Annotated in this window: 14 protein-coding genes; 3 read left to right on the top strand and 11 right to left on the bottom strand. The window is 34.5% G+C overall.

Annotation, left to right across the window (positions count from 1 at the left end; genetic code table 11):
* Positions 1-43: 43 nt before the first annotated feature.
* The 3 genes from A6M13_RS15425 to A6M13_RS15415 form a co-directional block, all read right to left on the bottom strand.
* Positions 44-643: a hypothetical protein gene (locus A6M13_RS15425; RefSeq protein WP_066548570.1), complete on the bottom strand. Its 600-nt coding sequence runs from the start codon at positions 641-643 to the stop codon at positions 44-46.
* Between the two features lie 117 nt (positions 644-760).
* Positions 761-1,201: a hypothetical protein gene (locus A6M13_RS16155; RefSeq protein ID WP_141680982.1), complete on the bottom strand. Its 441-nt coding sequence runs from the start codon at positions 1,199-1,201 to the stop codon at positions 761-763.
* Positions 1,202-2,125: 924 nt separating this feature from the next.
* Entirely contained in the window at positions 2,126-2,647 is a 522-nt protein-coding gene (locus A6M13_RS15415; protein ID WP_066548564.1) for a hypothetical protein, read from the bottom strand.
* 157 nt (positions 2,648-2,804) lie between these two features.
* Here A6M13_RS15415 and A6M13_RS15410 point away from each other — a divergent pair, with 157 nt between their 5' ends.
* Positions 2,805-3,080 carry a helix-turn-helix domain-containing protein gene (locus tag A6M13_RS15410; protein WP_066548561.1) on the top strand — a complete coding sequence of 92 codons (276 nt, stop codon included), beginning with the start codon at positions 2,805-2,807 and terminating at the stop codon, positions 3,078-3,080.
* A gap of 313 nt (positions 3,081-3,393) precedes the next feature.
* Here the strand turns inward: A6M13_RS15410 and A6M13_RS15405 are convergent, their stop codons facing one another.
* From A6M13_RS15405 to folE, 8 genes are all read right to left on the bottom strand, one after another.
* Positions 3,394-4,338, bottom strand: a complete 945-nt coding sequence (locus A6M13_RS15405) for a hypothetical protein (protein ID WP_066548559.1) — start codon at positions 4,336-4,338, stop codon at positions 3,394-3,396.
* A 211-nt stretch (positions 4,339-4,549) separates the two neighbouring features.
* Entirely contained in the window at positions 4,550-5,578 is a 1,029-nt protein-coding gene (locus tag A6M13_RS15400; protein WP_083998411.1) for a tyrosine-type recombinase/integrase, read from the bottom strand.
* A 94-nt stretch (positions 5,579-5,672) separates the two neighbouring features.
* Positions 5,673-6,089 (bottom strand): nucleoside-diphosphate kinase, encoded by a 417-nt coding sequence (gene ndk, locus A6M13_RS15395; protein WP_066548557.1) that lies wholly within the window; start codon positions 6,087-6,089, stop codon positions 5,673-5,675.
* Positions 6,090-6,255: 166 nt separating this feature from the next.
* Entirely contained in the window at positions 6,256-7,230 is a 975-nt protein-coding gene (locus A6M13_RS15390) for a polyprenyl synthetase family protein (RefSeq protein ID WP_066548555.1), read from the bottom strand.
* A gap of 19 nt (positions 7,231-7,249) precedes the next feature.
* Complete coding sequence (locus A6M13_RS15385) at positions 7,250-7,954, bottom strand: demethylmenaquinone methyltransferase (RefSeq protein ID WP_066548552.1); 705 nt, start codon at positions 7,952-7,954, stop codon at positions 7,250-7,252.
* A 5-nt stretch (positions 7,955-7,959) separates the two neighbouring features.
* Positions 7,960-8,727 (bottom strand): heptaprenyl diphosphate synthase component 1, encoded by a 768-nt coding sequence (locus A6M13_RS15380; RefSeq protein WP_066548549.1) that lies wholly within the window; start codon positions 8,725-8,727, stop codon positions 7,960-7,962.
* Positions 8,728-8,822: 95 nt separating this feature from the next.
* Positions 8,823-9,047 (bottom strand): trp RNA-binding attenuation protein MtrB, encoded by a 225-nt coding sequence (gene mtrB, locus A6M13_RS15375; protein ID WP_066548547.1) that lies wholly within the window; start codon positions 9,045-9,047, stop codon positions 8,823-8,825.
* 61 nt (positions 9,048-9,108) lie between these two features.
* On the bottom strand, positions 9,109-9,678 hold the full coding sequence (folE, locus tag A6M13_RS15370) for a GTP cyclohydrolase I FolE (protein ID WP_066548544.1): 570 nt from the start codon (positions 9,676-9,678) through the stop codon (positions 9,109-9,111).
* Positions 9,679-10,141: 463 nt separating this feature from the next.
* On the opposite strand from folE, the gene A6M13_RS15365 reads away from it, so the two are divergent.
* Positions 10,142-11,047: a hypothetical protein gene (locus A6M13_RS15365; protein WP_066548542.1), complete on the top strand. Its 906-nt coding sequence runs from the start codon at positions 10,142-10,144 to the stop codon at positions 11,045-11,047.
* A gap of 81 nt (positions 11,048-11,128) precedes the next feature.
* On the top strand, positions 11,129-11,863 hold the full coding sequence (locus tag A6M13_RS15360; protein ID WP_066548540.1) for a DUF1643 domain-containing protein: 735 nt from the start codon (positions 11,129-11,131) through the stop codon (positions 11,861-11,863).
* Positions 11,864-11,996: the final 133 nt, after the last annotated feature.

Below are 11,996 nucleotides of genomic sequence, written 5' to 3'. Positions count from 1 at the left end.
TAATATGATAAATCAGCTTACAGGTAGTATCTATGTAGAATTATCAATTGATTTCTGATTTCGTTAATTTGTATCGTTTACCATTTTTAAACCATGCATGATAACCACCATCTTTTGACGGATCAAAGCGAATCATTTTCCCATTAACTATACTTAAAGTATCTGCTGCTGCTTCTACATCATCCCCAAACACCGTTAAGTAGTGCTTATCCACCCCATTATGATAGCATTGCATTACCCATGTACTAGAATCTCCTTCATATTTGTATGGTGGTGGAAAGCATTTTAAAATAAACCTTACTATTTGTTTTCTTCGCACCTGTTTTTCCCATCGCTTTTTCTCTTCATTATGCTTCAAGTCAAAATGTCGCCAATCTAAAAGCTGTGATTCTTCTTCAGTTTTAGGGAACTTAAATATGCGTTCAGTTTTTTTATTAGTCTCATAATCTGTAATAACAATACGAGTGTACAAATAACCATACAATGTATTTGTAATGTTATAACGACGTTCTCCTTTACCACGTGTTGCTATGTATTGTTGGTGATATTCATTATAATTAATATACTTTACTAATTCTGTGCCATCTGGATTAGTTTCTTGAATGCGAATAGATTTTAGCTCGTAATCAATGATTTCTTTCATGTTTAAGTACATACCTCCTATGATTAAATAAAATAGCTCGTGTATATAACCTCGTTTAGCTACCTTAGATTAACAGCTAATCCTTTTTTTGAAAAGCAATGTTCACACTTGTTATTTCTATGCAAATTTATCCATCGTTTCTTTGTGTGTCGCCGTAAACTTCTCAACTTCATTTTTGTCGGTACTGTCTAATATGTAATGTTCAAATCGGTATCCTTGTCGATCTGTGCGTTTACGTCTACGGGAAGCCAGTAAATAATTACGATTCATTTCATGAATCATTTTGTTAATGTAATCTTTATCAAACCCTAATACTGTAGCCATCTTCTCAATTGACATGTACATTTTTCCTTCCATGTTCTGTGACCACTTCTCAATTAAACAGTACAACGCATAATACTTCTCATTTAACCCTTTGGATTGATAAATGTTGAATAAATCCAATGGTACGTAAATATAGAAGCGGCTATCTTCCTTCTTATAATCTTCAATTGGAAACGTATCGAGTGCCGTAATATGTAAAAGTTCCTTATCTTTAACTTGACCATTATCAAGCAAGTAATCCCACCTGCTATAATTATTTACCTTAATAATCTTTGCAGATTTCAACTTCTTGAGAAGATCGAATACTTCATCAGTTGTATAACCTGTTTCCTTCCGTAGATATGCGATTGAGGTTATAAATGTATGCTCATCATCTTGTCTATGTAATCTAAATTTGTATAGTTGGAAGTATAAATTCAACCCTTTGTAACCTATTTTGCTATAAACACTTTTCTTTCTTCTATCATCGTCAAACCAGTTGCTATTAATTTTGATACTGTTTAATGTGTAATTCACTAATCAAATTTCCCCTTTTAATTTAATGTTTAATAATTTAATAAATAGATAAAAAAATAGAAAAAAGAAAATAGTTGTGATTGTCAGGGATTGGCTAATTTTAATTTGCTGATCCCGATATATTAACTTATTATTTATTAATTATAAACTTAGTAATTACATCCCCTATTTCCTCAAAATATCATAGTTTTTGTTCCTAAAAGTGTACGCTTGAACCCAAAATATCAAGGTAACTTTTTCAGATAAAACTCCTCAATCCCTTGTGGCTGTAACGTTGAACATGATTTTTATTTCGATTTTCTATATATCCCTTATTTCCTGAAAATATCACGATTTTTGTAATTCAGTGTATACCCTCCGAAGTGAAATATCACAATTTTTGTTTCCCTCTTATATATCGAACAGATAATTGAAAAATTTAATAATTTTAACATATAAAAACAAATAAGTAAATATATTTTTATAATATTTCACAATTTAGACATATATTGATTGAAACGAAAAATGTATGAGACACGTAGATAAAAATACGCATCCCATACTTGTATTAGCTATATAAGCCTTTGTATACGTTCATCAGTACTTGCTCCAGCTCATGCATCGTAGTTACGTTGTAAAAGTCCATGTATACTTGTAGTAGCATCAAATAACGTCCTCTACCGTTACTGATTCAATTTGTAAAACCTTCACATGAGCGTAAATGTCGTTTGTCTCATCATTGTGCTTGAAATCAGATACGTGCATTGCGTGGCTATTAATTAGCTCCTCACATACGTCATAAGCGTGATCAGCGTCATAAGCATTAACAGTAAGCAGTACACCAATTTCGTACTCTACATGCCCGTTAACATGCTCAAATGATGATCCTACGTATTCGTATTTAAGATTGTCGAGACCGTCCATACTAATTTGCATATCTTGCGTTAAAAACTCTGGATATTCAATCATGTCACTTGTGTACGTAGATGCGAATTGGTTAATGTTTTCATCTGTCAGCTCAACTGATTCCGTACCGACTTCTACAACGTCCCCGATATAAAGTAAGTAAGGGATAGACGCTGGCACATCTGCATCTGTTATAAGTTTGATTGATACCGATACGTTGAATGCTTGCTTTGGATTAACTACTACTTCTGGTAATACTTCTTGTAAAGTTTTTTCCATGTTTAATGATCCCCTTTGTGTTATAATTTCAAACCTAAATAGTTTAACTAATTTCGTTTAACTATATTAAAAATTATATAACGAATTTCGTTTAACTGCAATAGGTTTACGAAAAAAAGTTTTCAAGTTATAATTTTAAAAAAAGGAGTGATAATACATGGTAGTAGAAATTACACTGAGCCAAACACTAAAGGAACTTGAAGAACGAGGTAAAAATCTAACTAAAAATGCAATTGCAGTTGAAGCAAAAGTTAGACCTTCTACTCTTTCTGATCTAGCAAAAGGTGACAGTAAGGCGATTAAATTCGAAACATTAAATGATATACTTAACGCAATGAATAGACTCATGCCTGATGAAAACTTTGATATTGGACATATCATTAAATACAAAGAGGACATAGAGCCACAATTAAGAATCTATTTTTCAGAATGATGGGAGAAGGATTAGCTTATAGTAGCTAGTCCTTTTTCAATTCACGATACTAAACCGTTCAACTTGAACCTGTTGCATATTTGCAATACCTTATTAAATTGTAGTCACTCAAAACGACCACAAATATATATATAAGGAGGGTTAGATTTGACCTCAACGTGTTATGTTCTGGGACACTCACGCATCGTTTGCGTATCCTATTTCTACTACGTAGCATTATCTGTAAGGCTGCTTAAATTACAATGACCATTCATTCAATGCATGTTTAAAATGCTCTCACAACGTTCTCTACGTTATCAGAAAACTATATAAACTATCCTGTTATACCAAAACGCTCAAACAGTAAACGTTGACATTCTGTTGATTGTTCCTGCTCCCCACTTTGTAGCCACTCTGGTAAATCTGCATCGTTTAATAAAAAGTCATGTTCTTTCTCAAACTCTTCTCGCGCTACAAATACTTGCTCTAACATGTAATTATCAATCATATTGCTTAGAGTGCCGTTAAAATAACCCGTAATCGAGCGTACTTTACCTTGCTTATACTTGCGTAATGTTTCTTTTAGTGCCTCAAATGCAATGTCAATGTCTGGTGCTGCTATTAGTTTGCATGTATGAGCGCGATAAATACCGTATAACTTGCTTGCAATTGTTTTATCTGTAATGAAATTAGATACATATGCTTTAAAACGTTCATATGGTATTACAGACTTAGGTTCTAAATCAACATTATCGTTAACCTCGCTTACCGACTGCGTAGCATACGTATTCTCTTTATCTTTTAATTTTGGTAGTTTAATAAGAATATTAGTTATTGGTGCGTCAATTTTCAGTGGTTCGGCTACGTCAATTGTGTGAGAATTTGACACAATTTCAGTTTCTGCTTGAGGTAAAATGATTTCATCTGCACGACGGAATACATAAACGTTATGTGTCTGTGATCCATTTTTACGCGATTGATTAACAACTGCAATGAGATTAAGTTTACGAGCTTTACGAATCATACGTTCAAATGTAGAACGCGATACACCAATCGTCTCAGCCCACGTCGAAGAAACAACCTTTTGTAACTTTACCCATGCGACACCTACAATGTCACTACCAGCAAATTTACGTAGCTTGTTTAATGCGATGTATTCTGATTTAGTAAATTGATCCTTTACATCAATCATTACCTGTTCAAATTGATCGTTGAAGTCTTTTAATGACGTAAAGTTAGATAACTTGTCGTATTTTCTCTCTTTTGCATAAGTTGTCATGTTAATTCGCTCCTTTTATGTGCGAATAACACTAAAATATTAAATATAAAAATAAAGACATGCTCAAATAAACCTTTTTTTATTGAATTTTAAAAAAGGAATTGATATACTTTATACATAAACACACTTAATATTGCTTGCAGGCGTATTTTAGTGTTATTCAGTTTTACCGGTTGTTGGTGTTGACGCACTAGCAACCATTTTTTATTGTTTAAAGATAATCTCGTAACTCTTGTGCAACCTTATTCAGCGACAATCCTAAATATTTAGTCGTGGATGTTAAGTCTGAATGGTTTAATGCTGCTGATACTAAGTTGATGTCTGCGCCTCGCTTGATTAAATTTTGGGCATAAGCTCTACGGAGACCATGACAAGTAATTTTTAATCCCCACTTCTTATTGTATTGCCATAAGTTTTTAGCAATAGCATTTGATGGAGATACTGTTTTGCATATTGGTATTGCCAAATAAGACAAGAACAAATGCGTATTTTTACGCTTGCGCTGCTTACTTAAGATTAGGTTTTGTTTAATTAACTCTTGTAGCAATGCACATAAATCATCATCAAGTGGTAACAGTTGTGGTTTGTGACTTTTTAAAACTGATCCATCTAAGCGTAATAATTTATTTTCAAAGTCAATATGCTTAATCTCTAATAACCCTAAAGTTTTAATACGGATTCCACATTTATACATCAACATAATTGCTACTGAGTCACGAAACCCAGAATAAGTTGATTTATCAAGTAATGATAATAATATTGCTACATCATTTTCTGTAGATGCCTCTAACAAGTCTGAATTCACCTTTATTTTTATATGCTTCCAAAACTTTACTGGAATCCATCCGTTATCATGAAAGCGCCCTAATATGGCTTTAATTTGTTTTAAACGTGCTTGTATTGTCACATCTTTTACATTTGTTAAACTCCCCAAGTAGTCATAAATCTTAGCTGAATCGATTTCCTCGATGTATTCAATTCCAGTTACTTCAATAAATTTTCCGAAAGTGTAATTATAGCTATCAATCGTTCTCGGTCTCATACCATTAATTATCCATTGTTGATTAACTATCTTCATGGCATGGCTTATTTTGATTGTGTGATGTTGTACAGCCTCCTCTAATAAAGCTGCAATTTTGTGCTCATTTCTCTTAATATTATTTAATTGCTGTTTTGCTGACGTTAGTTTTAACAACTCTAAATCTACGTCCGTTGTAATTTTGTTATAAGAATTGGACACAAAAAAACCCCCTAACAAATAGAATTTGTTAGAAGGTAAAATTAGTATTTTTATTAAAGTACAATTCGAAGTACAATCTCTTCAGTTCGGCGAATTATACTAATTCAGAACCGAACCATAAACCGATTTCACGCTCTGCAGATGCAAGAGAGTCAGAACCGTGGATGATGTTGTGAGATAAAGTTGTAGCGAAGTCGCCACGGATTGTACCAGGGTTTGAATCTTCTGGTTTTGTAGCACCCATCATAGTACGTGCTAATTTGATTACGTTTTCGCCTTCCCAAACCATAGCGAATACTGGACCAGAAGTGATGAAGTCTACTAATTCACCGAAGAATGGACGCTCAGCGTGCTCAGCGTAGTGCTTTTCAGCTAATTCTTTTGAAGCTACCATTAATTTAGCGCCTTTTAATTCAAAACCGCGACGCTCAAAGCGGTCTACGATATCACCGATTACTTGACGTTCTACGCCATCTGGTTTAACCATTAAGAAAGTTTTTTCGATTGCCATGTGTAAATACACTCCTTAGAATCTGTATAAAGGGACATTTCCCTACCGTCTAATTCTATCAAAAGAGGCTTCGTTATTCAACAAAATGTTATCGTTTCGCTCGATTTTGCACTATTTTATTGGCGTGATTTGTCCATTTCATGAAAAAACACGACATTCTAATAAATTAGAAGTCGCGTTTTGAAATAAACATCGCAATATCACGTAATTTTCGCTTCATCGGGTGCTTTGGTAACTGGTCGATTTCGCGTAACGCCTTTTGTAAATACAATTCACTTACACGTTGTGCTTCATCAATCGCAGGTGAATTACGCACAAGCGTCAGCATATTTTGTCGCTCTGCCTCGGTTAAAACACCGGCTTGAATTTTCTCGACATATTCATGAATACGTCGGTCATGCTGCATTAAAATGACGGGTAATGTAATATTACCATTCAATAAATCACTACCTGCAGGTTTGCCTAATTCTTTATCCGTTGCCGTGAAGTCCAAAATATCATCAATAATTTGGAAGCTCATACCGATAAAATAACCAAAGCGTTTTAAATGGATGGCATCTTTTTTGTTGACACCTGCAGCAAGTGCACCCATATAACAGCTTGATTCAATTAATAAAGCTGTCTTTCGCTTAATGCGGCGGAAATACGTTTTTAAGTTTTGGTTGAGTTGAAATTTATCTTCAATCTGAATCACTTCACCGTTACATAGCTCTACCATTGTATGTGCTAGAACTTGGTGTACTAATGGATTTTCGATATGCGCAAGCGATTGCAATGCGCGCGCAAAAATGAAATCCCCTGTATACATAGCGACGCGGTTATTCCACTGCGCTTTTACCGTATACTGACCACGTCGCATATTAGAATCATCAATTACATCGTCATGCACAAGTGATGCCATGTGGACTAATTCTAACGGTGTTGCAACATGCTTTAGACGATGAATATCGTACTGTCCAAACTTCGCACAAAGCAGTACAAACACTGGACGAATCCGCTTGCCCCCTGCTTGTACTAAATGAACAGACGCTTCATTTAACATATGTGAAGACGAGTTCAACGCTTGTATTAATTCTTTTTCGATGATGTCTATATCCGATTTAAAATCAGCATACAGCAACGCTAGCTTCATCTTTTCCACGTGAACAAACCTTCCTCACTTATGATTGTTTTTTATATCCTAAATGCATCGCAGCGGCTCCACCACTGTACGCACGATAACTAACATCCTCAAGTCCAGCTTGTCGGAACATATTCGCTAATTCACTCATACCTGGGAACCCATTTGCCGACTCTTGTAACCAAGAATACTCTTTAAAGCTTTTCGCAAATAGCTTACCGAATGTAGGCATAATGTATTTAAAGTAAAAACGGAATAGTTGACGATATACCGGAATTTCCGATTGAGATGTTTCAAGACATACGACCATGCCACCTGGTTTTACAACGCGGTGCATTTCACGTAATACTTGCATATAATCAGGTACATTACGTAACCCAAAACCAATTGTTACATAATCAAATGTATTGTCGGCAAATGGTAATTCCATTGCATTACCATGAATTAACTCGACATTTGGCATGTCTTGTGTTTTTTGCTTGCCCACTTCTAGCATGCTTTCACTAAAATCTAACCCTTTGACTTCGCCAGTCGGACCAACCGCATTCGCTAACGCAATTGTCCAATCAGCTGTGCCACAGCAGATATCCAATGCTTTTTGTCCAGGTTTTACACCCATACGCTGCATTGTATCTTTACGCCATTGCACGTGCATTTGAAAGCTAATCACTGAGTTCATTTTATCGTAGTTCTCAGAAATTGATTCAAACACTTCATGTACGTGCTGTTCTTTCGACTTTACCATACGTGCTATACCTCTTTCATTACTGGTGTTAGTGCTACGTTACTGAGCTGTATACGTGCTGTTGCTTGCTGCTTTAACACGTCAGACATTGTCGATTGTACAATCAATTGCTGAATGTCTGCAGCTAGTGCACGAAGCTTTTGCTGTAACACCACGTTTACGTCGCCTTCCATTTCAAACATGCGCGTCAGAATTAACGATGCTTCGCCTGTTTTGTTAGCGGCAAGCTCTGACTGCAAACGTAAGTATAGAAGACTTTTCTGTGCAAGCTCACGATAATGTGTAAATTGATAGTTTGTATAAAACTGTGTAATATGTTCACTTTCGACTGTCATCATTGTATGAAGCCATTCATCAATCGTCGTTGGTTGACATTCATACACTTGAATTTGCTGTTCACAACGACGGACAATTGCCTCAGACAACGCACGAACCATATTAAAATTGCCACGGTGCGCCAACACTTCATAATAGCGCCCACTATAAAAGTCGCCCGCTAATACAATCACTTGTTGCTTAATTGAAATGCCACCTTGTTGTGTAATTTTTTCATGCTCGTATAACGCCGTACTTACAATCGCTGCTGTTACAGCGCTTTCATGATGCTCTTCCGTCCACTGCTCATCATTAAAAAATGGTATTAATAAATAAAACAGCTGGTTTTCATTTAATACAGGTGTGCCTGTATATGTTTGAAGTGACGGATGTTGAATATATGAATAAATGGTTTGTTTAAACTGTTCAATTGCCTGCTGAATGGATGTTTCATTCATACTTCTTACTCCATTTCGCTCATCGTCCTAGACAATGTTTTCTATCACTAGTATACTCGTTTTTTGGCAATTTTTTTAGTAATTAGCTCACGTGCTTATTTCGTTTTCGGCGCACTTTCAATTACACCATGTGCAGTATGAATTTGTGCTTTCCCACGAATTTTCATCGCCGATGTATGCTCTGTAAACTGTGCAATCATTACCTCGCCAGCATCTAGCTTTTCAGAATGATGGAATTTTGTATCTGTTCCACGTGTTAAGCCGATAACATGTACGCCATCTTCCTCGGCTTGAATCACAATATAATCTGGTTGTGCCATGTAAGTAGCTCCCCTCATTCACTATAGTCTTTGTCTATTCTAACACAATGCCCGTTGCATATTAAGACATTTGAATAAATGATATAATTTCTTGACGCTTTACATTATCTTCTTCATAAACACCACGTGCCACCGACGTAACCGTTTTAGCGCCTGGCTTTTTCAGTCCGCGCATCGTCATACACATATGCTCTGCTTCAATGACTACATAAACACCTTTTGGCTCTAACATTTCCATAATTGTATCTGCTACTGTTGATGTAATACGTTCTTGTAACTGCGGACGGCGTGCAACCGTTTCTACACAACGACCTAATTTACTTAAGCCCGCAACTTTGCCGTCTTTCGGAATGTAAGCAATATGCGCTTTGCCATAAAACGGTACTAAATGATGCTCACACATTGAGTGGAAAGAAATATCTTTTACTAAGACAAACTCTTCATGATCTTCATGGAATACGGTGCTAAAATACTCGCGAGGATCTTGTTGTAAACCGCTAAACATTTCAGCGTACATTTTTGAGACACGCTTTGGCGTATCTTGTAAACCTTCACGATTCACATCTTCGCCCACTGCTTCTAAAATCATTTTTACTGCTTGCTCTATTTTCTTTAAATCAACATTCGTCATGACGTCCAGTTCCTCCTAAAATCAACCTCAACTTGCATCGTAGCACATTCTATGCATGAGCGCAAAATGACTTTCGTCTTTATATCAGGCTTCACACTTCTTTTTCGTGTGATGCACAAAATGATGATAAAAAAGAACAACCTCAAAACAAGTATTGTTTTGAGGTTGTTCTATGTAATTGCTACGGAGTCTGTATTATTTTACAGCGTCTTTAAGCGCTTTACCTGGATAACAATGATTTTTTTTAATAAATCATCATTCTACTTTGTTATAAGCCTTTGTCCTATTTATAAGTACAGTATCTTTATTAATATCTACTGTACTTATAAATAATAGTCACTATAGATTATTTTGTATATACTTTTTGAATTAATTTTAAGAAATATCTTCTTTTATAGAGTTAAAAGGATTATTACTTATATAATAGAAGAGAATAAAAATACATTTACAGTGAGGTGATTATTTGAATTTAATAGCAGACTTAGAAAAAATCCTAATAAGTAAGTTTATAAACTTAGGATTTAAACATCCAGTTAGCAATATTCACGATTTATTAAGAGCATTTTTCAATTTAACAGATAAATCTATAAGCATACAAAAACGTAAGGTCTATCTTTCAACGGAGTTAAAAAACAAACAATTACCTAAACCATATGGACACTATTTAAAACAAGTAATCCAGAAATTTAAAGAGGGACAAAACCTTATACCACATTTGAGTATTAAGGCTGTTAAACCGCATCAGAAGGACCTATTACTCTACGATTGGGGAATACATCATTTACATTTAGGGGACACATTAAACCCGAATGGCTTTATTAAAAGATCCGATTATATTTTATTTTTTGTGCTAAAAGAAAATGAAGTCTATTTGATTGATGTAACCAAACACAAATTGGAGGATAGAACTGAGTTCTCACAACAGCAGCTATTACAGATTCTGAAGAATAATTGGCCTTTTCTCTTAACTCCTTTTCAATTAAAAAACATTACAAATTTAAGTAAGAAATTCACTGATAAAGAGCTTTCAATAATTAGAAAAAATGGGGGAATGGCATTAGTAGAAATAGATAACATTATATTTAGATCAATGGGAGGTGGAATATCAACTGCAAAAACAAATTTAGATCACACTATTAGAGCAGATAAAATAGTTAAAATTTTAAGAACCATAGAAATCGACATAATCTCTAGAAAACAAATCATAGAAACTATTGCTACTGATTATAAATTGACATTAAATCCCATAGACTTTAATTTAATTTTACACGAAAAAAACTTTTATATCATACAATCGTATTCCAAGCAAAAAATAATTACTTTGGAGGGGCTTCACGAAATTATTTTACGTCATTTATTCGATTCCTAAGACTTCGCTACTCTTTATCATCATAGTACCTCTCTAAATCGTTTATTTAATTATTCTTAAAAAGGAGCTATAAAAAAATTTATGATATTACAATTCAACACTTCAGTCGAATTTGATGATCAAATTACTAAGGAAGAATTTGAAGAAGAATTAAGAGAATGGCTATCCTCTAAAGGACATAATGTATTGCAAACTCAATTATCAACGCTACCCTCACAACCTCTGTCACCATTTCAATTAGGTAGCAATACAGCCGTATTTCACAGTCAATACGATCCCAATGATACAACCAATCGAACTACCTATAAACGTTATTTTTTATCTAGATGTTGGGATAGCAAGTTACCTATTATGACGTTTTTTGGAATGAACCCTAGTAATGCATCTACTTGCTCTAATGATCCTACAGTAGAATTTATGATTCAGATGGCGAAATATAATGATTGCGGTTCTTTATATGTAGTAAATTCAAGTCCTTACATCAAATCTAAGGGGACAAGCAAAGAGGATTTCGTCATAGATGATGAGTCATATAAATATATTCAATTTGCAATTGAACAATCTGAATTCGTTATTTTAGCGTGGGGAAAGAACGGTCAAAAGTGGGGAATACCTACACTTCTTCAAAAGTATCCTCTAAGAACGTTATTTTCTAAAAATATATATAAACTTAAAGTAATCGATTTTGGCAGACCAAATACTAAAGAAACCTTCCCAAAGCACCCTTTACAAATTAAGGACAAGTTTATTCCAAGTCACGGTTTATTACCTTTAAATCAAAAACAATTTAAAATTTTATTCCCTATTTCAAATTAAACCAAAACTTAATTATTAAAAGTATCTAGTATATTAGATTTTAAAAGGCGTATACAAAAATAAAATTTGTTATACGCCTTCAATTCACAGTAAGCCCGAATTATAAAAAATAGCGCACCTGTACGGTACGCAC

It is taken from the genome of Caryophanon tenue, from assembly GCF_001700315.1.
Lineage (GTDB): Bacteria > Bacillota > Bacilli > Bacillales_A > Planococcaceae > Caryophanon > Caryophanon tenue.
This window is presented reverse-complemented; position numbering and strand designations above follow the sequence as displayed.

What these genes read in the sequence shown, in the direction of transcription:
- A6M13_RS15425 (WP_066548570.1), bottom strand. Translation starts at nt 643, where the DNA reads ATGAAAGAAATCATTGATTACGAGCTAAAATCTATTCGCATTCAAGAA.
- A6M13_RS15415 (WP_066548564.1), bottom strand. Translation starts at nt 2,647, where the DNA reads ATGGAAAAAACTTTACAAGAAGTATTACCAGAAGTAGTAGTTAATCCA.
- A6M13_RS15410 (WP_066548561.1), top strand. Translation starts at nt 2,805, where the DNA reads ATGGTAGTAGAAATTACACTGAGCCAAACACTAAAGGAACTTGAAGAA.
- A6M13_RS15405 (WP_066548559.1), bottom strand. Translation starts at nt 4,338, where the DNA reads ATGACAACTTATGCAAAAGAGAGAAAATACGACAAGTTATCTAACTTT.
- ndk (WP_066548557.1), bottom strand. Translation starts at nt 6,089, where the DNA reads ATGGCAATCGAAAAAACTTTCTTAATGGTTAAACCAGATGGCGTAGAA.
- A6M13_RS15385 (WP_066548552.1), bottom strand. Translation starts at nt 7,954, where the DNA reads ATGGTAAAGTCGAAAGAACAGCACGTACATGAAGTGTTTGAATCAATT.
- A6M13_RS15380 (WP_066548549.1), bottom strand. Translation starts at nt 8,727, where the DNA reads ATGAATGAAACATCCATTCAGCAGGCAATTGAACAGTTTAAACAAACC.
- mtrB (WP_066548547.1), bottom strand. Translation starts at nt 9,047, where the DNA reads ATGGCACAACCAGATTATATTGTGATTCAAGCCGAGGAAGATGGCGTA.
- folE (WP_066548544.1), bottom strand. Translation starts at nt 9,678, where the DNA reads ATGACGAATGTTGATTTAAAGAAAATAGAGCAAGCAGTAAAAATGATT.
- A6M13_RS15360 (WP_066548540.1), top strand. Translation starts at nt 11,129, where the DNA reads ATGATATTACAATTCAACACTTCAGTCGAATTTGATGATCAAATTACT.